Raw genomic sequence first — 23,258 nt, forward strand, 5'->3', positions numbered from 1 at the left:
GCGCGGATCGATGGTGACGCCGGTGGCGGTGCCGCCGGAGGGCACCGAATCCGAATACCTGGTCGGCGGGGTTCCGCTGGCCAGCTTGGTGCGTGACTTTCACGCGCCGATGGTGAAATTCGCTCGCACCATGGTGGATTCGGCGACGGTCGCCGAAGAAGCCGTGCAAGAGGCGTGGGTACAGGTGCTGCAGTCCTCGGATTCGTTTCAGGGGCGCTCGTCGGTGAGCACCTGGCTGTTCGGCATCGTCAAACACACCGCCTCCCGGCACCGGCGCCGGGAATCGCGGATCCGCCACCACGAGGTGCTGGCCGCCGACGCCGAAGGCGACGGCCCGCTGTCGGGTCGCATGCACCCCGTCGGTCACCCCGACGCAGGCCACTGGAGCCTCCCGCCGTCGCGTCGATTTCTCCCCGAAGACCAGACGGTCGAAAGCGAACTGCTCGGCTACGTGCGGTCGGCGCTGGACGCGTTGCCCGAACGCCAACGGCAACTGGTCATCCTGCGCGACATCGTCGGAACATCGGCCGACGAGGCGGCCGAGCTTCTCGAACTGTCCGCCGAGGCGCAGCGGGCACTGCTCTACCGCGCCAGGGGAAACCTCAGAACAGAATTGGAAAAGCGGTATCAACGATGACCGTTCATGACAACGCAGTCCCCGCCATCGATTGCGTCGACTTCGTCCGCCTCGTCGACGATCTCGTCGACTCCGACCCGCAGCAGTGGGGACCGATCGTGGCCAAGCACCTCGACGAATGCCCGCCGTGTCTGGTCTATCTGCAACAGATGCTCGACCTCAAGCTCCTGCTCAGCCACGTCTTCGACGGTCAGCAGCTCAGCGAGGACGACGTTGCGGGTGTCATCAACGCGATCAACACCATGAGGAAGGACGAACCACGATGACGATCAACGCTGAAGCGCCGCAGCTTCGAAGCGATGCTGTGGTTGCGGACAACGTGACCGTGTTGCCCTCTTGCGTCAGGGCCGGCGCCGTGCCCGAGGATCCGTTCGAACCACTGTCGGTGGGCGCCATGGTGGATCGGGTAGCGGCCATGGCAGTGGAAAAGGCCGCGCATCCGTGGGCATTCCTGATGCGATCCCTGGTAGGCGGTGTGATGGTGGCCTTCGGCGCGCTACTGGCCCTGGTGGTGAGCACCGGGGTCAAAACACCCGGTGTGGCAAGCCTTTTGATGGGCTTGGCCTTCGGCATGTCCTTCGTCTTGATCCTGGTGTCGGGCATGTCTTTGATCACCGCGGACATGGCCGCGGGCTTTCTCGCCGTGCTCAAGCGCACGCTGAGCCTGCGCGGCTATGTCGCGTTGGTGACCGTCGGACTCATCGGCAACATCGTCGGCGCGCTGGTGTTCGTCACGGTGTGCGCTGCGGCGGGCGGGCCTTACCTCGGCGCGTTCGCCGAGCGAGCGGCCGCCGTCGGCACGCTGAAGGCCGGCCAGCCCTTCTGGACGGCACTGCTGCTGGCCGTGGTGTGCACGTGGTTCCTGCAGACCTCGATGTGCATGTTCTTCAAGGCCCGCAGCGACGTAGCACGGATGGCGTTCGCGTTCTACGGACCGTTCGCGTTCGTCATCGGGGGCACCCAGCACGTGATCGCCAATGTCGGATTTCTGGGGCTTCCCTTGCTGCTCAACCTCTTCCACCCGGTGGCGCCGCGCGGCGCGATCGGCTGGGGCTTCGGCCAGCACGGGCTGCTCACCAACATCGGCATCACCTCCGTGGGAAACCTTGTCGGTGGCACGGTATTCGTGGCGTTGCCGTTCTGGATCATCGCGCAACTGCAGCGGCGCAAGGTCTAGGCGGGGGGCTCACGCAGTATTCCGGTCGTCCAGGCGCACAGCGCCGCGACGTCGCGTCCGGCCCGGCCGACGGTCCGGTCGGGGCGCACGACAGCGGCGTTGGCGCGTCCCCGACGCAACCACGTCGCCAGGGCATCGTCGGGTTGGGGGATCAGGACGACGACACCGCGGCGCCGCAGGGCTGCTTCGTCGGTGGCCGTCGGGCGAACCGTCGTGATCAGTGCGAAGCCAGTGCCGAGCACATTATCGAGGCGTTGACCATCACGCAGCGTGGGATTCGGGCAGAGCCTCCCGCCGAGCCGGCGCGGCAGTCGCGAATTGCGCACGAGCGCAGACGAATGCAGTGCCGGCGTGGTGGAGTCGACGATCCTGCGGCGCAGACCGGGGAGGAAGCGCAGCCGCGGCAGCACCAACCTACGTGCGGCATCGCCCGCGCGGCCGCCGCCGGTCATGGCCCGTCCGACACCCAGCGCCAGCCGGATCATCTGCCGGGTATGCGGCGCGCGTTCCTGTTCGTAGCTGTCCAGTACACCCTTCGCCATGGCCCCGCGATGGACCGCGGCGATCTTCCACGCCAAGTTGGCTGCGTCCCGAATCCCTGCCCCCATGCCCTGGCCGATGAACGGGGGAGTCAGGTGTGCCGCGTCGCCGAGAATAAACACGCTGCCGCGTCGCCATCGGTCGGCGATCTGAGCGCGGAAGGTGTACTCGGCGACGCGCAGCAGGGTCAGCTCGCTGTCGGCGACCGTTCCCACCCAGGGCCCGATCAACGGTCGCAGTGCGGCCAACGTGCCGAAGTCCTCGGTGGTTTCGCCGGCCAACAGCTGGAATTCCCATCGGTAGCGGGCTTCTCCGATGCGCATGTAGGTTCCGGCACGCACCGGGTGGCATACCTGGTGGACGCCGTCCCACTGGCTCAGGGCGGCATCGGTGGCGACGTCGACGACCAGCCAGCGTTGCTGAAAGTTCAAGTCCCGCATCGCGGAACCGATGTGGGCGCGCACTATGCTGTTGGCGCCGTCGCATCCCAGGACATAATCAGCGTCTACGTGGTGGGCGTGGCCGTCGGAGCGGTCGGTGAACGTGACGCGGGCGCTCTCGGCGCCGTTGGTGATTTCGGTGACCTCGGCGTTCCCGCGCAATTGTGCGGTGGGGTAGCGCTTGAGGTTGGAGCGCAGCAGCGTCTCCAGCTCCGGCTGGTCAAACATGTTGGCCTGCGGAAAGCCGTTCGCGTCGCGCGTCTGGCCTCGGTCGAACTGGGCGAGGACCCCGAAATCGGCGCCCAGCAATCGCAAACCCAGCGTGGGCCTGGAGATCGACGCGAACTCGTCGGCGATGCCCATGCGGGCGATGATGCGGTAGATCTCGTCGTCGAGGTGCACGGCGCGTGGCTGGCGGTACACGGCGGACCAGCGGTCGAGCACCAGGCAATCCACGTCGTATTGCGCCAGCAGGGTGGCGGCGGTGATGCCGGTCGGTCCGGCGCCGACTACGACAACCGAACGACGTGGAATGCCCTCGCTATTCACGAGAATCGCACTGTGGCGCGCTGTGTTCCGAGATCGATGGCGCCGTCGTCGGTGCCGATCGACGCCTCGACGATGTCGCCGTCTTGCAGGTAGTTCGTGTTGTCGGCCTGGCGCGAGAAGAAGACCTTCCATTTCAGGGTGGGGGGCAACAGGTTTCCGATGACCTGCAGCGGCTTCGGCGGAGCGCTCAAGGCGGTGCCGGCCGGGGTTCCGGTGAGCACCAAATCGCCGGGCGCGAGTTCCTGGAATTGGGTGAGTGACTGCAGCGCCTGCAGCGGACGATAGAGCATGTCGCGATCGACGAGCGCGTTCTGGCGCTCGTCGCCGTTGACGCTCAACCGCAGCCGCAGATCGCCGAACCGCTTGAGTTCGTCCGCGTTGAGCAGCACCAGCTCCGGGCCGACCGGGGTGAACGTCGGATAGGACTTGGCCTCGTAGAACTGGGTTTGGGGAAGCTGGACGTCGCGCGCCGAGACGTCGTTGGTGACGACCAGCCCGGCGATGAGGTCGCCGAGGTTCGCTTCGGAAATACTGGTGCCGACCGGGATCGTGCTCCCGATGACCAGACCGATCTCCACCTCGTAGTCGAGGAGTTTGACGTGTGGCGGTTTGACGATGTCGTCGAACGGGCCGTTGATCGATGCCGACGCCTTGCGGAAGAACGTCAGTGGCACCGACGACGGGTCCATACCGGCGTCTTTGACGTGCGATTCGAAGTTGGTCATCTGGGCTATCACCCGGCAAGGCCTGGTCACCGGCGAGACGAATCGCAAACCGTCCAGTTCCACGGTGTCGGTATTGTCGGCGGCCGCTTCAATGGCGGCCCGGTCGGCCAGCAGTTCCGCGGTGCTGGTGGCGGCGGTGTCGATCTTCGCGGCGCCCCGCGCGGTTTTGAGCCACCAGGCGTCGGCGGTGTGCAGGACGGAAACAGTCATGAGGTAGGCACTTTCAGTAGTCCGGCTAGGCGGCCGATATCGAATTCGTTATGTCTGCGCAGGGCGGTAGTGATCGAAAACAGTTCATGGCGGGCGGATTTGAGGTCGGTGCCGAGGAAGTCCCTGCTCGCCGGTGGTCCCCATTGGGCCAATCCGGATGCGGTGAACGGCGCCCATCCCGGTTCGAGCGTGTTGTCGAACAGGTCGCCGTCGGCGAAGTGCTCGAACAAGTACCCGTCGGGATCGCGCCAGTAGTCGAAAATCTGGCTGCCCTGAATGTGTCTGCCGATTCCCCAGGAGCGGAAATAGCCACGCTCGCGCAGGTATTCGCCGCCGGCGGCCAGGGCGTCGAGGTCACTGACCTGATACGCCGAGTGGACGTAGCGGTTGGCCGGACCCAGTGCGAGCGCTAGCGTGTGGTGGTCGGTCGGGGTCAGGCCGCGATCGCAGCGGATGAAACTCATCGCCGGTCCTCGGTCGCGCTGGCCGGGAAAGTACAAGAAATCGCTGACGATCATCCCCAGGTTGTCCAGGTACCAGTTCAGCGTTTCGACGTACTTCGTCGACTGCATGACCAGATGTCCCAGCCGCTGCACACGCGCGGGCGCGCGCCGAGGACGCTGGGTTTCGTTGATGCGCCGCGGGTCGGCTCCGAAATTGAGCGGAAGCGGTTGCTGCGCCGGAAGTTCCGGTAATTCGGTCATACCGGCGACCACGCGTACCGGCATGCGACTGGGGTCGACCAGCTCGACCGAGAGGCCGCCGAGGCCATCGGGCAGCGGGCGCGTCGGCGCGCCTTGCGCACCGGCCAACCTCAGCACGTCCGCCTCGTCGCACGCCCGGAACGCCGCACCGGCGAATCGTCGCCTCGGCCCGCGGCGCAGGATAACGCACGGTCCGCCGGGCAGGGTGCCGCGCAACCGCACTTCATCCGGACCTTTGCGGGCCGTCTGAAATCCGAAGGCCCGCGCGAACGCCTCGGCGCGCGTCAGGTCCGGTCGCTCAAACTCCAGCCAGGCGAGATCGACGACCTTGATCACCGGATTGCGTGATCGGCCGGTGTGCTCGCCGGGTAGCGCGCCGTGCGGACTGTGTCCGTCCCGCTGGGCGCCCTTAGTCATGTCCATGGCCATCTCCGTCACTAACTGACGAAATCGTCACATGCGAGTCAACGTTCAGTCAAGCTTTCTGACGGAATCCTCATAACTGATGCATACTGCTGAAGATGAGCGCGATGCCCGATAGTCAGACGCCCAACCGCTTGGAGCGGCGCAAACGGCGCACCCGAGCTGCTCTGATTGGCGCCGCACAGCGGCTGATCGCCGAGGGCAAGGTCAACGTGCCCGTCCTGGAGATCACCCAAGCGGCCGACGTCGGGATGGGTTCTTTCTACAACCACTTCGACAGCAAGGAGCAACTGTTCGATGCGGCCGTCGCCGACGTACTCGACGCGTATGGGGCGATGCTGGACAGGCTCACCGAATCGATCGAGGACCCGGCGGAGACGTTCGCCACCAGCTTCCGGCTGACCGGCCGGCTGTTCCGGCGCCGCCCGCGGGAGAGCCAGATTCTGCTTGCGAACGGGCTGGCGCTGTTGTCGTCGCCCAACGGTCTGGCACCGCGCGCATTGCGCGACATCAAGGCCGGTGTCGAGGCCGGCAGGTTCACGGTGGAAGACCCTGAACTTGCCCTCGCCATGGCCGGGGGCGCGCTGCTGGGGCTGGGCAACCTATTGCGGGATCACCCGGACCGCGACGACGCGCATGCCGCCGACACGGTCACCGAGAGCGTTCTGCGGTTGTTTGGGCTCAGCGCCGCCGAGGCGGGCGCGATATGCCGCCGTCCGTTGCCCGACAGCGCCTTTGACTAGGCGGGGCAGCGTTACACCCTTTCCGCGTGCTGCCGAGCGGGGCGAAACGCGGCCAGCAGCGCTCCGGCGGCGAAGATCGCTGCGGTCAGCCACGGAAATCGCCCGTCGGGGGCGAAGCCCTCGGCGGCGATCAGCGACAGAGCATAAGCCGCCATCGCGGCGCCGGCGAGCATCGCGGTTTCCGCCCAGCGCTCCGTGAGCGGGACGCCGAGCAGGGGCAGGGGGGCAGCGAAAAGTCTTCGCGCCCAGAACAGCAGCGCTATTTCCACCGCGGTCACGACGCCGAGGACGGCCACCCATTCCAGCCGGGCCAGCCACCACTCCGCGCTCCCTTCGGGCGGCTGCGGCAAGAGCCCGGCCGGGTAGCCGACGATCGCCACGATCACGACGGGAATCATGTGCCACAAGTAAAGAGCCATGATGTTGTTGTTGGCGATGGACAGTGCGCGCTCGACGCGCACGGCGCGCAGCGCACGGTTGAGCGCGGGGGCCACTGCTATGGCGATTCCGGCTTGCGCACAGCCGAACGCCAACAGGGCCACGGTCGGTGGCGTCGTGTTGTCGATGGTCTGTCCGGGAACTCCGATCATGCTGACCGGATAAATGTTCAGCCAAACCAGCACCGCCAGCGCTACCGCACAAACGCCGGCCAGCAGCCAAGGCCTGTGGCCGCCCAATGACCGCCCGTGCCAAGCGATTCCGAGCTGATACAGAGTGCCCCAACCCAACAGATAATTCACCCAGTTGAGGTAGGGCACGTGCCCGGCGAGCCGGGCGGCATCTACCACCGCGACCGCCAGCGCCAGGACAAGCGGCACCAGCAGCCCCCAACGGCGTTGTGCGGCAACAGCAATCGGCGTCATCGACACGACCACCAGATACACCGCCAGGAACCAGAGGTGCATCGCGACCGCCCAGCCTGCGTACTCGAGGATCGAGCCGGCCACACCGCAGGCAGCCAGGACCACCACGGCCACCGACACCAGCCCGGCGTAGACCGCCGTTGGCCCAAGTACCCGGGCCACCCGACGCTGCACCCAGGTTCGACGCGAAACTCCGCCGGTGTCGTGGTGATGGGTCCAGGACACGGCCGCGGCGTAGCCGGCAACCAGGAAGAACGCCGGGACGGCCTGGAAGGGCCAGGTCAGCCATTGGGTCCAGGGCAGGTCGACGAGCGGGTTCTGCCGGCCGAACTGTCCGTCGCGATAGGTCACCGATCCGGCCAGCCAGTGGCCCAGCACGATCAGCACCACACCCGATACCCGGTAGTAGTCGACCGCCAGATTGCGTTGCGGGTTGTTTGCGCGGTCCATCAGTTCGGGGGAAGCTCGACGCGGTACACAGCGCCACGCTACCGTTCAGCACTCAGCGGGGTCTCGCTCAACCGTAGGACAGGAGACATCCCCATGAAACAGGCACAACTCGGCGAGCTACAGGTCGGTCGCCTCGGGCTGGGTGCGATGGGGATGTCGGTGGCCTATGCCGGTGCTGGCAGTGACGATGCGGAATCGATCCGCACCGTTCATCGCGCCATCGACGTGGGTGTCACGCTGATCGACACCGCCGAGGTGTACGGCCCGTACGTCAACGAGGAACTTCTGGCCCGTGCGTTGCAGGGCCGACGCGATCAAGTGGTCCTGGCAACAAAATTCGGCCTGATCTCGCACACTGGCCGCGAGGGTCTCGACAGCAGCCCCGCCAACATTCGGATCGCCGTGGACGGTTCGCTGCAACGGTTGGCGACCGATCACATCGACCTGTACTACCAACACCGACTCGACCGCCAGACCCCGATCGAAGACACGATCGGCGCGCTGGCCGAGCTGGTCGCCGCCGGGAAAATCCGGCACGTCGGTCTGTCCGAAGTCGGCGTGGACACCATTCGTCGCGCCCACGCCGTACACCCCATCACGGCGGTCCAATCCGAGTACTCGCTGTGGACGCGCGATCAGGAAGACGAAATCCTGCCGCTGCTACGCGAATTGGGCATCGGATTCGTCGCCTACTCGCCCTTGGGCCGTGGCTTCCTCACCGGGGCCATCCGCTCCGCACAGGAGTTGCCCGACACCGACTACCGCAAGACGAACCCGCGGTTCTTCGAGGGCAACTTCGAGCACAACCTGCGGTGCGCGGACGAGGTCCGCGACATCAGCTCGGACGTCGGTGCCACGCCGGCTCAGGTCGCCTTGGCCTGGCTGCTGGCGAAAGGTCCTGACATCGTGCCCATTCCGGGAACCAAACGCGTCACCCGCCTGGAAGAAAACGTCGGTGCGGACGCGGTAGAACTGACGGCCGACCAGCTCGCCAGGCTCGACAGCCTCACCCCTCCCGTGGGAGGGCATCACGCCGAGGCGCAAATGGCCTGGATCGACCGCTAGCGGCTGGTGCGGGTACGCGCTAGTCGACGCTGGCCAAAGCCGCTGTGCCATATTTCTTTTCGATCAGCGACCACGGGTCGGCGTAGGGACCGCGCCCCTCGAGCCGGCGCTGAACGAAAAAAATGGCGCGCAGCGCCGGCCGTAACAGTGGCGCAAGCAGCCGCACCACGATGCGCACGCGGCCCTGCGATTCGGCGATCCACTCCAGCGTCTGATTCCAGTCGTGCTCTTGAAAGTCCAGCAGCGCCTGCGCTTCGGTCGTGTCGTACCAGCCGGTGAAACTCCAGCCGCGGTCGTCGGCCGGGTCGCCGGGCAGGCCAGCCGACGGGCCGAGCCGGCCCAGCCCGGCGGCGCTCATCAGGTCGTCCTGCAGGTTGTGCTGCAGCAGCACGTACGTTTCGTTGCCGCCGATGAGCACGACCTTGCCGGAAATCGATGCCGCGCGATCGACGCCGTTGGCGAACGCCAGCGCCACGTCGCGCGCGTCCACCGCGTGTATGCGATTGTCGCTGGGCATCGAACGCATCAGGACGAGGTAGTCGCCGTTGATACTGGCCTGCGTGTCCGGCGAGATGACCCCCGCGAGGCGAAAAAGCGCATAGGGCAAGCCACTACCCCGGATCGCCGCCTCGGCGAGCACCTTGTCCTGACCGTATTGATCGATGGGGTTCACCGGGGTGTCCGGCGTGATCCGCTCGGGCTGACGGTAGGGGTTGCGCGATCCGTACACCGCCGCGCTGGAGGCGATAAGAAATAGCGGCGGGTGGGGGAGCGCCGAGCAGGCCGTCAAGAGGTTCTCGGTGCCACCGACGTTGACGCGCCGGGCCAGTCCGGGGTTGCGGTATGACGGCGGGGACACGATGGCGGCCAGGTGGACGATGGCCCCGGGCTGATGGGCGGCGATGAGCTCGCTCACCGCCTCGGCATCCAACAGATCGGTGTACGCCGGAATCAACGTCCCCGGGTGCCCACCGCCGGAGAGTTGCCTTTCGACGGCGACGGTGTTGTCGTTGCGCAGATCCATCGCGACGACGGTTCGTCCCCGTTCCAGCAGTATCTGCGTGCAGCGCTTACCGACCTGTCCAAATGCGCCGGTGACCAATACGGTGTCGACGGTCATGGCCGCCTCACTGCTCCATCAGCCGGCCGGCGATCTTGCCGATCGCGGTGCGGACTCGGGCAGAGACATAGATCGAGAAGAACGGCGTCACGATGTCCTCGCGGAGCCGAGTTAGTTTGGAGCTCTTGATAAACCACTGGCCGGCGACGCTCTGGTAGGTCTCGTGGTAGTGGCCATAGCCGACCAGGGTGACGCCGGGCCCGAATCGGACAACGTCTTGCAGAGCCCATATCCCGCGCGCGGTCGTCGACGAGGTGATCTCGATTTCGGGGGTGTGGACCTGGTGGGCGGTGGGTTGCGTCGGGCGGCCAAGGGCGCGACGGGTGAAGGCCACGAAGTCGTCGGCGCCGGAGATCACCTTGCCACCGGCTTCGGACGTGTCGCTGACGAAGTCGTCGGTGAAGAGGGTCCGCCAGGCCGCCCAGTCCTTGGTGTCCAGGTAGCGGCAGTAGCGGGCCTTGAGTTGCTTGATCGATTCGATCGCCGGCAGCGTGTCGTCGATCAGGCCTTCCGGCGTCATTGCGGCTCGATTCTTTCGGTACGCGTCCTCGCGTGACGTTTCACTGGCGAAGTGTAAACCCGTCACCCTTTGAAGTAGACGATCTGATGTGTGGTGGCCAGCAGCCCGCCGTCGCGCGCCCACACTTTGGCGCTCTGGTCGAAATAGCCGCGGGAGAAGCGGTTGGCGTGGGCGGTGGCCAGCACGAAGTCGCTCGCGACCGCGTCGAGTTGGGACTGATCGGCATGAAAATACGTGGTCAACGAGATGGTGCCGGACGGGAGGAAGCCGCCGCGACGCAGGAACACCCGCGGATAGAAGATGTCACACAGCGCCGCGAGGGCCGGATAGTCGACCGGGCGCCCCGCGCCGTCACGGACCCACAGCGTGGAGGTCGACGACGCGCTGGGCTCCGCGCCTTTCGGCGGCATCGCACCTTCGACGTAGCGCATGTCGTAGAGGCTGGTCCATCGGACGAGGCCCGGATCGACCGCAGGCACCTGTTCGGGGCCCGGCGCGCTGGGCGGGTGGCCCTCGGTGTCGGCCCAACTCTCGCGCCCGAGCGCGAAGATCGCGGTCGCCGTCGTCTTGACCACATCGTCCTGGCTGAGCTCGACGATCCAGTGCTGATTGGTGCGGTTGGTCCGCGCCGCCCGCACGGTGACGTCGAAATCACCCTCGGCGATGGGGGCCGCGTAGTTGACGGTCAGGGCCAGCGGGTCCCCGATGCGGTCGGGGTGTCCCTCGACGGCCCGCAGCATGACGGCGGCGGTGATCCCACCGAACGGGCCGACCATGTTGGCCCACTCCGGGTGGGTGCGGCCGCGGCAGACGCCCGCGCCGATCGCGTCGAGCTCGAGGGCTTCGTCGAAGGGATGTGCGCCGGTCATAGTGATCGACCGCAGATTACTGGCGGGCGGCCTCACTGCCGAACACGGGGTCGTGACATGTGGTCCGCAGCGACCTCCATCGGTTGATTCACTCTGACGGCGCTCATTCGCGCGGCGGTGAAGTTGGGCGGCTCTAAAGGCGCCGACCTATACACCCGCAAGGCGGTGCTGTACAGTCGCCCAGCACAAGGTCGACGCTCGAATGAGAGGCCAGCCGGTGACTGCCGAGTCGATCGAGGAATTTCGGAGCCGGGCCAGGGCCTGGCTGGCCGCGACCATGCCGCGACTCGACCCGGCCAAGGCGGCGCTGCTGGAGCGCGATGAGCTGCCGTCGTGGCACCGGGCTCGAGAATTGCAAAAGCTGCTGTGGCAAGGCGGATTCGCCGGGATCTGTTTTCCGCGCGAGTATGGCGGCCTCGGCCTGAGCTACGAATACAAGAAGGCGTTCGACATCGAGTCGCAGGCGTATGAGACTCCGCTGCTGCTCAACGTCCCATCGTTCGCCATCTGCTGCGCAACCATTCTCGACATGGGCAGCGAACAGCAGAAGCGCGCGCACATTGCGGCCGCGCTGCGCGGCGACGAGGTGCTGGTGCAGCTGCTGTCGGAGCCCAACTGGGGATCGGACCTGGCGGGCGTCATCACGCGCGCCGAGCGCAGGGGCGGACGGTGGATCATCAACGGCGCCAAGACCTGGAGCACGTGGGCGTTCGCCGCCGACTACGGTCTGTGCCTGGCCCGCACCAACTGGGAAGTCCCCAAACACGACGGGCTGACCATGTTTCTGGTGCCGCTGCACCATCCCGGCGTCACCATCAACCGGATCAAGCAGGTCAACGGCTCCATCGAATTCTGCGAAGAATTCTTCGACGACGTCGATGTGGGCGACGACGCCGTGATCGGTGAACCGGGCAAAGGATGGGACGTCGCATCCCGGCAGCTGTACCACGAGCGGCGCACGATGGGCGACGGCTCGGAATATACCAGCGGCCCGGGAATCGCTGAGGCCCATGATGTTTCGGTGGATCTGATGTCGCTGCTCGAAAAGACGAACCAGGCTGGGAACCAACGGCTTCAGCAGATGGTAGGCCGGGCGCTGGTGCACCGGGCGGTGCATGGCCAACTCAGCGAGCACGTCTTCCACGCCGTGGCCGGCGGGTCCCTCCCGCCCGCCGCGGGATCCATCATCCGCCTCGATATGGCCGAGGTGCACGACGTCGAGACCGATACCGCGCTGGCGGTTGCGGGTTCGGCGGCCGTGGTGGACGACGGCGGCGGGTTGGTCGACATCGGGACGCGCTATCTGGGCCGTCAGACCGCCAGCATCGGTGGCGGCACCACCGAGATGGCGCGCAACGTGATCGGCGAACGGGTGCTGAACTTCCCGCGCGAGCGCGCCGACGACCGGGGCGTGCCGTTCAACCAGGTGCGACGCGGCAAAAGTTAAGGAGGCGAGCGGAATTGAGCGGTCAGCTTCGTGACATCCGAGAGTTGATGGGAGACTCCGACGCCTACCGGGACGAACTGTACCGGCGTTGGACGGGCCTGCTGAGCTACCGCTACATCGGCCGCAAACACTCGGCGATGAACCTGGGGGAGACCGACGACACCGTCACCATCCGCCGTGACATGCGCAACGAAGCGGGCGGGATCATGGTGGCGCCGTTGGCGATTTCCTCACCGGAGGGCTGTCAGACCGACATGGTCGCCGTGCCCAATCCGGTCATCGCTTCGGTGCAGATCGTCGATCCGGGCTACGACGTCAACAGGATCGAGATCGTCGGTTCGGGCATCGTGCACCAGGGCCGCACCATGGGCTACGGGCGGTGCACCATCGTCGACGCCGACCACCCGAGCCGGGTCATCGCCTTCAACGAAGGTCAGGGCGCGATCATCGGCATCCCGCCGGAAGGCCTGGACCGCATGGATGTTTCGGGCACCGAGCTGGTGATCGAGGACTCTCCCGATCTGCCCCCGCTGTGGCAGGCGTTCGGCGCCAGCCGCCGGGGCGACGGTCACTGGATACTGCCCGAGTTGAGCACCGAACTCGCGTCGCCGGATGCCGCGCTACACATCGGACCCCAGCACGTCGTCCTCGAGACCGCGGCGATCGACCTCGCCGCCGAAGTCGCCGGGACAAAAAAGCTGCAGGTCGTCAGCTGGCATGTCATGTTCATGTCGCGGGGCAAGGTGGGGCCGTTCCGGGTCGAGGGCTCCGCGCATCCGGGCAGCACCGGACGCGTCGGCGTGCGCATGCTGCTGCACGACGAGGGCAACGCCGACAAGGCGGTCACCTCCGCCGCGGCCGTCTTCGACATCGTCGGCTGAGCACGGTTCCCAACCCGCCTGCGGGCATAGTTGCCAACGGCCGGGCGGTTGGCGATAACGTTTCCACCGCGGGGGCGATGCGAAGGAGCGTGACGGTCATGCAGGTTTCTATGTTCGGGCAACTCAGCGGATCGGGCAGCCAATCGCCGATCGACGCGACGATCGCCAACCTCACGACGCTTCGCGATGAAGGCTTCACGCGAGTGTGGATGAGCCAATTGCCTTACGAGCCAGACCTTCTCATGATCCTGGCCATCGCTTTGCACGAGGTCGACACGGTCGAGGTGGCCAGCGGTGTTGTGCCCATCCAAAATCAGCATCCGATGCAGATGGCGCAACGTGCCCTCACGCTGAGCCTCGCCTCCGGTGGCCGGTTCACGCTCGGGCTCGGTATGACCCACCAGGCCGTCACCGAGGGGATGTGGGGCATCCCGTGGGACAAGCCGGTGCGCAGGCTGAACGAATACCTCGACGGGCTTTTGCCCCTGCTGGCCGGTGAACGTGCCGACGCGACCGGGCAGACGGTGACCACTCGCGGCGCGCTGATGATCTCGGGCGCGCCGCGGCCCGACGTCTACATCGCGGCGCTGGGTCCGCAGATGCTCAAGCTCGCCGGGCGGCGCACGTCGGGCACCTGCACCTGGATGACCGGACCCAAAACGCTGGCCGACCACGTCGGGCCGACGCTGCGCCAGGCCGCCGCCGACGCCGGCCGCGAGGACGGGGTGCGCGTCGCCGCGTCGCTGCCCGTCAGCGTCACCGATGACGTCGACGCCGCCCGCAAGCAAGCGGCCGAACAGTTCGCCATCTACGGCCAGCTGCCGTCGTACCGCGCGATGCTCGACCGCGAGGGCTACGCGGGGCCGCAGGATGCCGCCATCATCGGCGACGAGGACACTGTCCGCGGTCGGCTCGACGAACTGCGCGCCGCGGGCGTCGACGAGTACGTCGCCGCGGCATTCGACCCGTCGCCGGAGGGCCGGGCACGCACGAGGGCGCTGCTGCGCGCGTACGACTCCTGACCACATCGCGCCCGGTCATTTGGCTATGGCCATACATAGCCAACGGTACGTATGGTGCATAGACGAACCCACCCGAGGAGGAGAAGCGCAGTGGCAGAACGGTTGGCGGGGAAGGTCGCCCTCATCAGCGGGGGCGCAAGGGGGATGGGTGCATCGCACGTGCGGTCGCTGGTCGCCGAGGGAGCAAAGGTGGTCTTCGGTGACATTCTCGACGACGAGGGCAAGGCGGTGGCGGCGGAGGTCGGTGACTCGGTCCGGTACCTACACCTGGACGTGACCAAGCCCGAGGATTGGGATGCGGCAGTGGCGACCGCGCTGGCGGAGTTCGGCCGCATCGACGTGCTGGTCAACAACGCGGGCATCATCAACATCGGTACTTTGGAGGATTACGCGCTGTCGGAGTGGCAGCGAATCCTCGACATCAATTTGACCGGTGTATTTCTCGGTATCCGCGCCGTGGTCAAACCGATGAAGGAAGCGGGCCGGGGGTCGATCATCAACATTTCGTCGATCGAGGGCATGGCCGGCACGATCGCCTGCCACGGCTACACCGCAACCAAATTCGCCGTGCGCGGACTGACCAAGTCGGCCGCGCTCGAACTGGGCCCGAGCGGAATCCGGGTCAACTCAATCCATCCCGGCCTGATCAAGACGCCGATGACCGACTGGGTTCCCGAGGACATCTTCCAGACCGCGCTGGGCCGCGTGGCCCAACCGGTCGAGGTATCCAACCTCGTGGTCTACCTGGCCAGCGACGAGTCCAGCTACTCCACCGGCTCGGAGTTCGTCGTCGACGGCGGCACCACGGCCGGCCTAGGACACAAGGACTTCTCCAACGTCGAGACCGACGCGCAGCCGGACTGGGTTACGTAGCGGCGCTTACCGATTCGGGTTGCTTGTCCGGCTGGGGCCAGGGCGACGGAACCGGGCGCTGGCGAACCCGTTGCGGCCACCAGAACCACTTGCCCAGCAGCGCGGCGATGGACGGTGTCATCAGCGACCGCACGATCAAGGTGTCGAACAGCAGACCCAATCCGATCGTGGTGCCGACCTGACCGATGACCGTCAGCTCGCTGACCGCCATCGTCATCATCGTGAAGGCGAATACCAGCCCCGCCGACGTCACCACCGAACCGGTGCCGCCCATCGAACGGATGATGCCGGTGTTCAGGCCGGCGTGGATCTCTTCTTTGAACCGCGCCACCAGCAACAGGTTGTAGTCGGCGCCCACGGCCAGCAGGATGATGACCGACATCGCCAGCACCATCCAGTGCAGCTCGATGCCGATCAGGTGCTGCCAGATCAGCACCGAGAGCCCGAAGGACGCGCCCAGCGAAAGCAAAACCGTCCCCACGATCACCGCCGATGCCACCACGCCTCGCGTGATGATCAGCATGATGATGAAAATCAGGCACAGCGAAGAGATCCCGGCGATCAGCAGGTCATAGGTGTTGCCGTCGCTGAGGTCTTTGTAGATCGACGCGGTACCGGCCAGATAGATCTTCGAGCCCTCCAGCGGCGTGCCCTTCAACGCTTCGTAGGCGGCCTTCTTGATCAGCGGAATGTGCGAAATGCCTTCCTGCGACATCGGATCGCCGTCATGGCTGATGATGAACCGCACGGCGTGCCCGTCGGGGGAGATGAAGTTCTTCATGCCCTTCTTGAACTCGGCATTGTTGAACGTCTCCGGCGGCAGGTAGAACGAGTCGTCGTTCTTTGAGGCGTCGAACGCCTTGCCCATGGCGTTGGAGTTCTTCTGCGCCTCGTTCTGCTGGTCCTGCAGACCCTTCTGGGTCGAATACATGGTCAGCATCGTGGTTTTCATCGCCTTCATGTTTTCGATCATGGACGGCATCAGCGCCACCATCTGGGGCATCAGCGTGTCTAGGTGATCCATGATCGGCAACAGGCTCTCGATGTCGTCGGTCATCGTGTCGATGCCGTCCAGGCCGTCGAAGACCGAGCGCAGCGACCAGCACACCGGAATGTCGTAGCAGTGCTTCTCCCAGTACAGGTAGCTGCGGATCGGGCGGAAGAAGTCCTCGAAATCGGCCATGTGGTCGCGCAATTCGTTGATGTCGATCGTCATGTCGTGCATCTTCTTGACCATCTGATGCATGTCATTGGTCATTTGCGCCGTGATGCTCTGCATCTTCTGCATGCTGTCGATGGTCGTCTGCATCATGTCGGCCTGGTGCAGCATGTCGGCCATCTGGTCTTCTTGGTACTTCTGATTCATCTGCTGGGTGACGCCCTGCATGCTGATCTGGAACGGGATCGAGGTGTGCTCGATCGGGGTGCCCTGCGGGCGGGTGATGGCTTGCACGCGACCGATTCCAGGCACCCGGAAGACGGTCTTGGCGATTTTGTCGATGACCAGGAAGTCCGCGGAGTTCCGCAGGTCGTGATCGCTTTCGATCATCAACACTTCCGGATTCATTCGCGCTTGCGAGAAGTGCCGGTCGGCGGCCGCGTAACCCTCGTTCGCGGGCAGATCGGCGGGCAGGTAATTGCGGTCGTTGTAGTTGGTGCGGTAGCCCGGCAGGGTCAGCAAGCCCACCAGCGCGATCCCGATCGTCATAACCAGGATCGGACCGGGCCAGCGGACGACCAGGGCGCCGATCTTGCGCCACCCGCGAATCCGTTGGGTGCGTTTGGGTTCGAGGGTCTTGCCGAACCGCGTGGCCACCGCGATGACGGCGGCACCGAGCGTCAACGCCGCTGCGACCACGACCACCATGCCGATGGCCAGCGGAATACCCAACGTCTGAAAATACGGCAGGTTGGTGAAGTGCAGGCAGAAGGTCGCGCCGGCGATGGTCATGCCGGACCCGAGCACCACGTGGGCGGTGCCCTTGTACATGGTGTAATACGCCTCTTCGCGGGTCTCGCCGAGAGCGCGGGCTTCCTGATACCGGCCGATCAAGAAGATCGCGTAGTCGGTGGCGGCCGCGATTCCCAACGTGACCAACAGGTTCGTGGCGAAGGTCGAAAGCCCAATGAGCTTGAAGTAACCGAGGAAAGCCACCATGCCGCGCGCGGCCGATAGCTCGAGCACCACCATCACCAGCGTCAGCAGCACGGTGATGACCGAGCGATACACCAACAGCAGCATGCCGATGATCACGGTGAAGGTGGCCAATGTGATGAGCTGCAAGCTGCGGTCGCCGGCCTCGTTCTGGTCCGCCGACAACGCCGCGGGGCCGGTGACGTAGGCCTTGACGCCCTTGGGTGGCTGCACGCTCTTGACAATGTTCTGGACGGATTCCACCGACTCGTTGGCCAGCGCCTCGCCCTGGTTGCCGGCGAGGTAGACCTGGACGTAGGCGGCCTTGCCGTCGTTGCTCTGCGCGCCGGCCCCGGTCAGTGGATCGCTCCACATATCCTGAACGTGCTCAACGTGTTTGGTGTCGGCGTCGAGCTTCTTGACCATCTGGTCGTAGTAGGCGTGCGAGTCGGCGCCGAGGGGATTCTGACCCTCGAGGACGATCATCACCGAGCTGTTGGACTTGTACTCGTTGAAAATCGCACCCATGCGCTTGGTAGCGACCACCGATTGCGCGTCGTCGGGCGCCATCGACACCGAACGCATCTTGCCGACCTCGTCCAGCTGGGGGACGACGACGTTGAGCACCGCGATGATGGCGATCCAGCCCAGGATGATCGGTACGGCGAGCGTGCGGATGATGCGCGGGATCTTGTCGTGCACGGGTTCTTTGACGACGGGGATGGCGTCGGTGCGGGTGTCGTCGATCGTTGTGCTCATGCGGATTTCACCAAGCAGAAGGTCAGGGCGTGCACGCCTTGGGTCATGTTCTCGGCCTTGACTTCGTCGTCGATGGTGATGCGGCAGCCGAGGGAATTGCCGTCGCTCTGCGCCGAAAGATTCGGGAAGACCGACGGGGCGGTGGTGCTGAGAACCAACGTCCACGGCAGCGGCGCTCCGTCGATACGTCTCGGATCGGCCGACAAGTCCAGATAATTCACGTTGGCCTGGCTGGCCGAGCCAAAGACCTCGTACTTGACGACCTTGGGCTTGAACGGCTTCGAATCATCGAGCCGCGGGCTGCTCATGATTCCGGTGTCGTGGGCGCCGAAAAACGATTTGACCCGAACGACCGCGAAGCCGCCGACCACCACGACCGCCGCGATCAACAGCGGCAGCCAGGCGTTGCGCACAAGTCTCGATATCTGCACCTAGGTGGTCCCTTCCCCATCACGCGGTCGCGACGCGGATCAGCGTTTGCGCGACCGGAGGGCGTGGACGGGTGAGCGCCCACAAAGTCGCATTGCTCAACAGCGAAGTACGTCGATTGCTACGGTTCGCCCGCGCTGGGCCATCAAGCGCGGTGAATGCTGCCCACCCACACCGGCTGACGTCCCCGGCATCGGCACCCGGCTCGCCTTGTTGCTGAAGCCTTACCGGGTACCGCCACCAGCGCATAGTACATGATGTGCATATCTTGCAGTGCATGCAACATTTGCTGCTGGTGTTTCAGGTCACTTTGTGAAAATGCTGTTCACCAGCGCCGCGGCACGCTCAACATAGGGCATCGGCGTGTCGGCGGTGTCACTCGCCGCGCCGCCGGCCCACTTCTCGATGCCGGACCGCACCGCCGTCAGCGCCAGCGCGGAGATCAGCGCCGCCATCTCGTCGTCGGGCTGCATCGCCTGTCGACGCACGATGATGTCGGTCAACTGCTTTTGAAACCGCTCCAAGTCGGCGAGGAACGCCGCCAGCACGGCGGGCGAGGTCTTGGCGAGTTCCAGCATGTGGGCCGCGTGTTCGCGCTGCGGCGGCACGTCGCGGAGGTGGTGGGCGGCCAGGGTGATCAGCTCCGCCAGCACCACCGAGTAGGGGGCCGGCCCAGCGGCGACGAAATCGGCCACCAGCTCGGGTGGTATGTCCGAGGGGCCGTAGGCGAGGGCGGATTCCTTGTTGGGGAAGTAGTTGAAGAACGTACGCGTGGCGATTCCGGCCTCGGCGCAGATCTCGTCGACCGTGACCTTGTCGAATCCGCGTTCCAGCGTGAGGCGCACCGCGGCGTCGCGGATGTCGGCGCTCGTCTGGCGGCGACGGCGCTCTCGTAGCCCTACCGGATTGGCCATACCCATATAGTTGCACGTTGTGCACACTTTGCAGTCAAAAGTGCCGCGTTCGAGGTCGAGGGGCGATATGCGTCGTGTTCCTCAGCAAATGTGTCCGATCAAGCTGAAGTAAGCATGGCGCTGTGCAGATTGCGAACGTCGCGGGGATACGACATTCCTTCACAACGTGATTCGATCATCCGTGACGAATGACGCGCCGGTTGGTGGCGGTCATCCGCTGGCCGCCAGCGCACACCGCAAATAGTCACATTGGCTTTCGAAGAACTTGCTCGATATCGCCGCCTTGTCGGCGATCTGATCGAACGCATGGAACGCGCCCGGGACGATTTCCTCGTGCACCGGCACGCCCGCCGCACGCAGGCGCCGCGCGTATTCGAGGCTCTCCTCATAGAAGAGGTCCAGCGTTCCGACCCCGATCCAGGCGGGCGGCAGGCCCGACAAATCCGCTCGGCGGGCCGGTGCGGCTTCTTGGGGATCGGCCCCGTTGAGATACCACTGCCAGGCGAGCTGATTGTCGGATTCGGTCCACATGATGCGCCTGGGGCCGTCGCGCTTGGCGCCGGTGCGATCGTCGAGCATCGGATAGACCAGCATTTGGAAGGTGATGTGGACGTCGTTGCGGTCGTGTGCCCGCTGGGCGACCGCGGCCGCGAAATGCCCTCCGGCACTGGCCCCGCCGATGGCGACTCGACGCGGGTCCACCCACGGCTGCCGGGCCAGCCAGAGCAGGGCCGCGTAACAATCCTCGACAGGTATCGGATAGGGATGTTCGGGAGCCAAGCGGTGCTCTACCGCGGCGATTGCGAACCCGGTGCGGTCGGACAACTTGCGCAAGAACTTATCGTCCTGGGCGGCGTGCCCCATGATGGTTCCGCCGCCGTGGATCCACAGCAGCGCGGGTGCGCGGTCGGGAAGGCCGGCCGGCCGATGCAGACGGACACTGACGTATTCGTTGACGGCGGCGACTGGCACGGTGCGGATACGTCCCGCATTGCCCATCAGATTCATGACGGCGCGCTGAAACTTCAGGCCCCGGTGCAAGGCGTAGCCGCGAGGCACGAATCGCGCTGCCTTGCGAAGGCCGGGATCCAATATCTGGGGAGAAGTGAAGGCGTTGTCGGGGAGCCTGTTCGCCATCCGATGCCCTCTGTTCTTACGCCGGCAGACATCGCTGACCATACAGGAACCGACTCAGTGTCCATGAGCAGTTATTGCGACCCGCCCTGCTGATCGACTAGCGCGCGGACAGCGTTTTCGAACATGGTCTGTTTGATCGCGCCGAGCGTGCCCGAATCTTTGCCCTGCAGCGGGCGCAGCATGTCGATCGCGGTGTCGGTGACCGCACCCTCGGCGCAGGTGGCGTCCACGATGCCGAACTGTTCTGCCTCGGGACCGCTGAAGCGTCGGCCGGTGGTCATCGAGGCGATGGCGGCGCGCGGCGTGAGTTTGGACTGGATGAGCGCCGCCATACCGGGATTGAACGGGATGCGGATGTCTACCTCGGGAAAGCAGAAGTACCCGCGGTCGGCGCGCATCACGCGAAAGTCATGCGCGATGGCCAGCATCGCTCCGGCGCCGAATGCGTGGCCCACCACCGCGGCGGCGGTGGGGACGGGCAGGGTCAGCACGCGTGCCAGCAGCTGGTGCACCCGGCCGATGTACCACTGCCCCTGATCGGTGTGGGCGCCCAACCATTCCAGATCCAGGCCGTTGGAGTAGAACTTTCCGGCGGCCGTTGTGATCAGCCCTTGGGCGCCAGCTGAGACGGCTTGGCTGAGCGCATCATCGATGTCATCCAGAAACGCAGGGGAGAAACGGTTCTCGTCCTCGCCCAGGCGGACGATGGCGATTTTGTCGGCGTAGTCCAATGTGACTGTCATGTGTCTCCTCGTGAGTTGGGCTTGTAGTTGCGAAGTTTCGCGGTCGCGGGTCCTACGGCCAGCACGGCGCGTACGGCCGCGTGCAACTGCGCGCGTGCCGTGGCACTTCCAAGCCGGCCACGGCGCAGCAGGAGAGCGGTGGGCAGGTCAACGACGCAGCTGGTTATCGCGTCGACCGCCGCCGCGTCCTTGCGGTCCCAGACCGCGATGGCAAGCCGCACCATCAAGGCGACGAGCAGCTTGTCGAGTTGTCGTAAGTCATTGGCAACAACGTCGGGAACGTCGTCGGCGAGTACTTCCTCGCGACGCACGCGCAGCACGAGCGCTGACGACCCGGGATACTGCTCAGTGAACGCCACCGCCGCGTTGGCGGCGGCCACCACGGCCTCGGTCGGGCCGTCGCTGGCCAGTGCTTCGTCGACCAGCGAAGTCTGCACGGCCAAGAATCGCTGACCCGCCCGCAGCCAGGCTTGGCCCATCAGGCCGCCCCGCGATGTAAACGTGTGGTACACAGCGCCGTTGGACACGCCGACCGCGGCCCTGATGGCTCGGATGGTCACCGCGGTCGGGCCGGATTGCGCCACCAGGTGCTCGACGGCATCGAGTACGGCGTCGGGATCATGCATGCGTGGACGAGGCACCAGGCAACTATAACGGAGCGAGTGCTCTGTTATAGTTCCGGCCGCTGGGCTGGTGTCCGGCCGGTTTGGCGAGCGCGGACCGAAGGTGGTGCACTGGTCGGCGCCGGGGGACTGACGCGACTAAGACGCGGCCTCGATCGAATACGGCCCTGTCAACCAGACGCAGAGGTCAACGCCGCGGCGGCTAGGATCGGATGTCCGGACGTCGACGTGGAAGGCAAAGCTTGGCTGCAATACCCGTCATCGCACTCACGGGCCATCTCGGAGCCGGCAAGACGACGCTCCTCAACCATCTATTGCGCCATCCCGGTACACGAATCGGTGTGATAGTCAACGACTTCGGCGACGTCAACATCGACGCCGGCTTGGTGGCGGGCCAGGTCGACGAGCCGGCCTCGATCGCCGGGGGCTGCATCTGCTGCCTGCCCGACGGCGGCGGCCTTGAGGAGGCACTGGTCAAGCTCGCCGACCCGGCTCGCCGCCTCGATGCCATCGTCGTCGAGGCGAGCGGCCTGGCCGACCCGGTGGCGATCGCGCGGATCATCGGCTTCAGTGACATCCGCGGCGTCCGGGCGGGTGGGCTTGTCGACGTCGTCGATGCGGTGAACCACTTCGATACCATCGACCGCGGCAGTGTGCCGCCGGTGCGCTATGGTGCGGCGTCACTGATTGTGGTCAACAAGCTGGACCAGGTGCCCGAGGCGGAACGGTCGGCTGTGGTGCAACGCGTCACAGAGCGTGCGGCCCAACGCAACCCGCGGATACACGTCGTGGGCACGACGGCCGGCCGGATAGACCCAAAGCTGCTCTTCGACGCGTCCGCCACCTCCGGACGGGTGGGGCAACTCTCGTTTCTGGACTTGGCGCCCGAGCACGACCACGACCACGTCCACGCCGATGCCGTCACCGTAGGTAGCTCTGGTTGCATCGACCCCGATGCCCTGCTCGATCTTCTCGAAGACCCACCGCCGCAGGTGTTCCGGCTGAAAGGCGTTGTGGCAGTGCGGCATCGCAGGATCGCGCACGACTATGTCGTCAACCTGGTCGGCGGCGCAATCCACATCCGGAAGGCGCCGCCCGGGGCCACCGCCAACTGCCTGGTGGCGATCGGCATGCATCTGGACACCCGCACCGTCCGTGCAAGGCTCGACCACGCGCTGCAGCCGGCATCGGGGCCGGCGTCGGCGCACGCGCTGCGGCGGCTACAGGTATACCGGCGCAGCAGCGCGTGAGACGCGATCCG

At 65.6% G+C, this 23,258-nt stretch carries 23 protein-coding genes; 10 read left to right on the plus strand and 13 right to left on the minus strand.

Annotation, left to right across the window (positions count from 1 at the left end; all coding sequences use genetic code 11):
• The first annotated feature begins 10 nt into the window (after nucleotides 1-10).
• Genes AC5Y4T_RS05595 through AC5Y4T_RS05605 form a run of 3 tightly spaced genes read left to right on the plus strand, consistent with a single transcriptional unit; the run spans nucleotide 11 to nucleotide 1,814 of the window.
• Nucleotides 11-637 carry an RNA polymerase sigma factor gene (locus tag AC5Y4T_RS05595; protein ID WP_499916216.1) on the plus strand — a complete coding sequence of 209 codons (627 nt, stop codon included), beginning with the start codon at nucleotides 11-13 and terminating at the stop codon, nucleotides 635-637.
• Complete coding sequence (locus tag AC5Y4T_RS05600; RefSeq protein ID WP_499916218.1) at nucleotides 634-903, plus strand: hypothetical protein; 270 nt, start codon at nucleotides 634-636, stop codon at nucleotides 901-903. The genes AC5Y4T_RS05595 and AC5Y4T_RS05600 overlap by 4 nt, the downstream gene beginning before the upstream one ends.
• The gene (locus AC5Y4T_RS05605) at nucleotides 900-1,814 is read left to right on the plus strand and encodes a formate/nitrite transporter family protein (RefSeq protein ID WP_499916220.1); all 915 of its coding nucleotides are present in this window, start codon (nucleotides 900-902) and stop codon (nucleotides 1,812-1,814) included. Before AC5Y4T_RS05600 ends, AC5Y4T_RS05605 begins: the two co-directional genes overlap by 4 nt.
• Here the strand turns inward: AC5Y4T_RS05605 and mhpA are convergent.
• From mhpA to AC5Y4T_RS05620, 3 genes are read right to left on the minus strand one after another with little or no spacing between them, the layout of a single operon-like run.
• A complete protein-coding gene (mhpA, locus tag AC5Y4T_RS05610) occupies nucleotides 1,811-3,343 on the minus strand; it encodes a bifunctional 3-(3-hydroxy-phenyl)propionate/3-hydroxycinnamic acid hydroxylase MhpA (RefSeq protein WP_499916222.1) in 1,533 nt (510 codons plus the stop codon). The two genes, AC5Y4T_RS05605 and mhpA, sit on opposite strands and share 4 nt — an antisense overlap.
• Entirely contained in the window at nucleotides 3,340-4,278 is a 939-nt protein-coding gene (locus AC5Y4T_RS05615) for a fumarylacetoacetate hydrolase family protein (RefSeq protein ID WP_499916224.1), read from the minus strand. Before AC5Y4T_RS05615 ends, mhpA begins: the two co-directional genes overlap by 4 nt.
• The gene (locus AC5Y4T_RS05620; RefSeq protein ID WP_499916226.1) at nucleotides 4,275-5,405 is read right to left on the minus strand and encodes a VOC family protein; all 1,131 of its coding nucleotides are present in this window, start codon (nucleotides 5,403-5,405) and stop codon (nucleotides 4,275-4,277) included. Before AC5Y4T_RS05620 ends, AC5Y4T_RS05615 begins: the two co-directional genes overlap by 4 nt.
• Nucleotides 5,406-5,503: 98 nt before the next feature.
• Here AC5Y4T_RS05620 and AC5Y4T_RS05625 point away from each other — a divergent pair, with 98 nt between their 5' ends.
• A complete protein-coding gene (locus AC5Y4T_RS05625) occupies nucleotides 5,504-6,148 on the plus strand; it encodes a TetR/AcrR family transcriptional regulator (RefSeq protein WP_499916228.1) in 645 nt (214 codons plus the stop codon).
• Between the two features lie 11 nt (nucleotides 6,149-6,159).
• Here AC5Y4T_RS05625 and AC5Y4T_RS05630 read toward each other — a convergent pair whose 3' ends face one another.
• A complete protein-coding gene (locus AC5Y4T_RS05630; protein ID WP_499952385.1) occupies nucleotides 6,160-7,461 on the minus strand; it encodes an acyltransferase family protein in 1,302 nt (433 codons plus the stop codon).
• A 93-nt stretch (nucleotides 7,462-7,554) separates the two neighbouring features.
• Here AC5Y4T_RS05630 and AC5Y4T_RS05635 point away from each other — a divergent pair, with 93 nt between their 5' ends.
• Nucleotides 7,555-8,526, plus strand: coding sequence for an aldo/keto reductase (locus AC5Y4T_RS05635; protein WP_499916232.1), 972 nt, complete (start codon nucleotides 7,555-7,557; stop codon nucleotides 8,524-8,526).
• 19 nt (nucleotides 8,527-8,545) lie between these two features.
• Here AC5Y4T_RS05635 and AC5Y4T_RS05640 read toward each other — a convergent pair whose 3' ends face one another.
• The 3 genes from AC5Y4T_RS05640 to AC5Y4T_RS05650 form a co-directional block, all read right to left on the minus strand.
• The gene (locus AC5Y4T_RS05640) at nucleotides 8,546-9,646 is read right to left on the minus strand and encodes an NAD-dependent epimerase/dehydratase family protein (protein WP_499916234.1); all 1,101 of its coding nucleotides are present in this window, start codon (nucleotides 9,644-9,646) and stop codon (nucleotides 8,546-8,548) included.
• A 7-nt stretch (nucleotides 9,647-9,653) separates the two neighbouring features.
• Complete coding sequence (locus tag AC5Y4T_RS05645; RefSeq protein ID WP_499916236.1) at nucleotides 9,654-10,166, minus strand: nuclear transport factor 2 family protein; 513 nt, start codon at nucleotides 10,164-10,166, stop codon at nucleotides 9,654-9,656.
• 62 nt (nucleotides 10,167-10,228) lie between these two features.
• Complete coding sequence (locus AC5Y4T_RS05650) at nucleotides 10,229-11,035, minus strand: acyl-CoA thioesterase (RefSeq protein ID WP_499916237.1); 807 nt, start codon at nucleotides 11,033-11,035, stop codon at nucleotides 10,229-10,231.
• 217 nt (nucleotides 11,036-11,252) lie between these two features.
• Between AC5Y4T_RS05650 and AC5Y4T_RS05655 the strand changes: the two genes are divergently transcribed.
• From AC5Y4T_RS05655 to AC5Y4T_RS05670, 4 genes are all read left to right on the plus strand, one after another.
• Entirely contained in the window at nucleotides 11,253-12,482 is a 1,230-nt protein-coding gene (locus AC5Y4T_RS05655) for an acyl-CoA dehydrogenase family protein (RefSeq protein WP_499952386.1), read from the plus strand.
• Nucleotides 12,483-12,496: 14 nt separating this feature from the next.
• Entirely contained in the window at nucleotides 12,497-13,363 is an 867-nt protein-coding gene (locus AC5Y4T_RS05660) for a hypothetical protein (RefSeq protein WP_499916240.1), read from the plus strand.
• A 98-nt stretch (nucleotides 13,364-13,461) separates the two neighbouring features.
• Nucleotides 13,462-14,385: a TIGR03564 family F420-dependent LLM class oxidoreductase gene (locus AC5Y4T_RS05665; RefSeq protein WP_499916241.1), complete on the plus strand. Its 924-nt coding sequence runs from the start codon at nucleotides 13,462-13,464 to the stop codon at nucleotides 14,383-14,385.
• Nucleotides 14,386-14,475: 90 nt separating this feature from the next.
• Nucleotides 14,476-15,258 (plus strand): SDR family oxidoreductase, encoded by a 783-nt coding sequence (locus AC5Y4T_RS05670; RefSeq protein WP_499916243.1) that lies wholly within the window; start codon nucleotides 14,476-14,478, stop codon nucleotides 15,256-15,258.
• Here AC5Y4T_RS05670 and AC5Y4T_RS05675 read toward each other — a convergent pair.
• From AC5Y4T_RS05675 to AC5Y4T_RS05700, 6 genes are all read right to left on the minus strand, one after another.
• Complete coding sequence (locus AC5Y4T_RS05675; protein WP_499916245.1) at nucleotides 15,251-18,151, minus strand: MMPL/RND family transporter; 2,901 nt, start codon at nucleotides 18,149-18,151, stop codon at nucleotides 15,251-15,253. The genes AC5Y4T_RS05670 and AC5Y4T_RS05675 overlap by 8 nt on opposite strands.
• Entirely contained in the window at nucleotides 18,148-18,582 is a 435-nt protein-coding gene (locus AC5Y4T_RS05680; protein ID WP_499916247.1) for an MmpS family transport accessory protein, read from the minus strand. Before AC5Y4T_RS05680 ends, AC5Y4T_RS05675 begins: the two co-directional genes overlap by 4 nt.
• Nucleotides 18,583-18,885: 303 nt before the next feature.
• Complete coding sequence (locus AC5Y4T_RS05685) at nucleotides 18,886-19,494, minus strand: TetR family transcriptional regulator (protein ID WP_499916249.1); 609 nt, start codon at nucleotides 19,492-19,494, stop codon at nucleotides 18,886-18,888.
• Between the two features lie 210 nt (nucleotides 19,495-19,704).
• A complete protein-coding gene (locus AC5Y4T_RS05690; RefSeq protein WP_499916251.1) occupies nucleotides 19,705-20,631 on the minus strand; it encodes an alpha/beta hydrolase in 927 nt (308 codons plus the stop codon).
• 71 nt (nucleotides 20,632-20,702) lie between these two features.
• Nucleotides 20,703-21,374, minus strand: a complete 672-nt coding sequence (locus tag AC5Y4T_RS05695) for an enoyl-CoA hydratase-related protein (RefSeq protein ID WP_499916253.1) — start codon at nucleotides 21,372-21,374, stop codon at nucleotides 20,703-20,705.
• Nucleotides 21,371-22,015: a TetR/AcrR family transcriptional regulator gene (locus AC5Y4T_RS05700; protein ID WP_499916255.1), complete on the minus strand. Its 645-nt coding sequence runs from the start codon at nucleotides 22,013-22,015 to the stop codon at nucleotides 21,371-21,373. Before AC5Y4T_RS05700 ends, AC5Y4T_RS05695 begins: the two co-directional genes overlap by 4 nt.
• A gap of 224 nt (nucleotides 22,016-22,239) precedes the next feature.
• Here AC5Y4T_RS05700 and AC5Y4T_RS05705 point away from each other — a divergent pair, with 224 nt between their 5' ends.
• Nucleotides 22,240-23,247 carry a CobW family GTP-binding protein gene (locus AC5Y4T_RS05705; RefSeq protein ID WP_499916257.1) on the plus strand — a complete coding sequence of 336 codons (1,008 nt, stop codon included), beginning with the start codon at nucleotides 22,240-22,242 and terminating at the stop codon, nucleotides 23,245-23,247.
• Nucleotides 23,248-23,258: the final 11 nt, after the last annotated feature.

This window comes from Mycobacterium sp. NGS11, from assembly GCF_059813315.1.

What these genes read in the sequence shown, in the direction of transcription:
- AC5Y4T_RS05615 (WP_499916224.1), bottom strand. Translation starts at nt 4,278, where the DNA reads ATGACTGTTTCCGTCCTGCACACCGCCGACGCCTGGTGGCTCAAAACC.
- AC5Y4T_RS05635 (WP_499916232.1), top strand. Translation starts at nt 7,555, where the DNA reads ATGAAACAGGCACAACTCGGCGAGCTACAGGTCGGTCGCCTCGGGCTG.
- AC5Y4T_RS05625 (WP_499916228.1), top strand. Translation starts at nt 5,504, where the DNA reads ATGAGCGCGATGCCCGATAGTCAGACGCCCAACCGCTTGGAGCGGCGC.
- AC5Y4T_RS05595 (WP_499916216.1), top strand. Translation starts at nt 11, where the DNA reads ATGGTGACGCCGGTGGCGGTGCCGCCGGAGGGCACCGAATCCGAATAC.
- AC5Y4T_RS05665 (WP_499916241.1), top strand. Translation starts at nt 13,462, where the DNA reads ATGCAGGTTTCTATGTTCGGGCAACTCAGCGGATCGGGCAGCCAATCG.
- AC5Y4T_RS05645 (WP_499916236.1), bottom strand. Translation starts at nt 10,166, where the DNA reads ATGACGCCGGAAGGCCTGATCGACGACACGCTGCCGGCGATCGAATCG.
- AC5Y4T_RS05695 (WP_499916253.1), bottom strand. Translation starts at nt 21,374, where the DNA reads ATGACAGTCACATTGGACTACGCCGACAAAATCGCCATCGTCCGCCTG.
- AC5Y4T_RS05605 (WP_499916220.1), top strand. Translation starts at nt 900, where the DNA reads ATGACGATCAACGCTGAAGCGCCGCAGCTTCGAAGCGATGCTGTGGTT.
- AC5Y4T_RS05685 (WP_499916249.1), bottom strand. Translation starts at nt 19,494, where the DNA reads ATGGCCAATCCGGTAGGGCTACGAGAGCGCCGTCGCCGCCAGACGAGC.
- AC5Y4T_RS05600 (WP_499916218.1), top strand. Translation starts at nt 634, where the DNA reads ATGACCGTTCATGACAACGCAGTCCCCGCCATCGATTGCGTCGACTTC.
- AC5Y4T_RS05630 (WP_499952385.1), bottom strand. Translation starts at nt 7,461, where the DNA reads ATGGACCGCGCAAACAACCCGCAACGCAATCTGGCGGTCGACTACTAC.
- AC5Y4T_RS05675 (WP_499916245.1), bottom strand. Translation starts at nt 18,151, where the DNA reads ATGAGCACAACGATCGACGACACCCGCACCGACGCCATCCCCGTCGTC.
- AC5Y4T_RS05620 (WP_499916226.1), bottom strand. Translation starts at nt 5,405, where the DNA reads ATGGACATGACTAAGGGCGCCCAGCGGGACGGACACAGTCCGCACGGC.
- AC5Y4T_RS05690 (WP_499916251.1), bottom strand. Translation starts at nt 20,631, where the DNA reads ATGGCGAACAGGCTCCCCGACAACGCCTTCACTTCTCCCCAGATATTG.
- AC5Y4T_RS05650 (WP_499916237.1), bottom strand. Translation starts at nt 11,035, where the DNA reads ATGACCGGCGCACATCCCTTCGACGAAGCCCTCGAGCTCGACGCGATC.
- AC5Y4T_RS05640 (WP_499916234.1), bottom strand. Translation starts at nt 9,646, where the DNA reads ATGACCGTCGACACCGTATTGGTCACCGGCGCATTTGGACAGGTCGGT.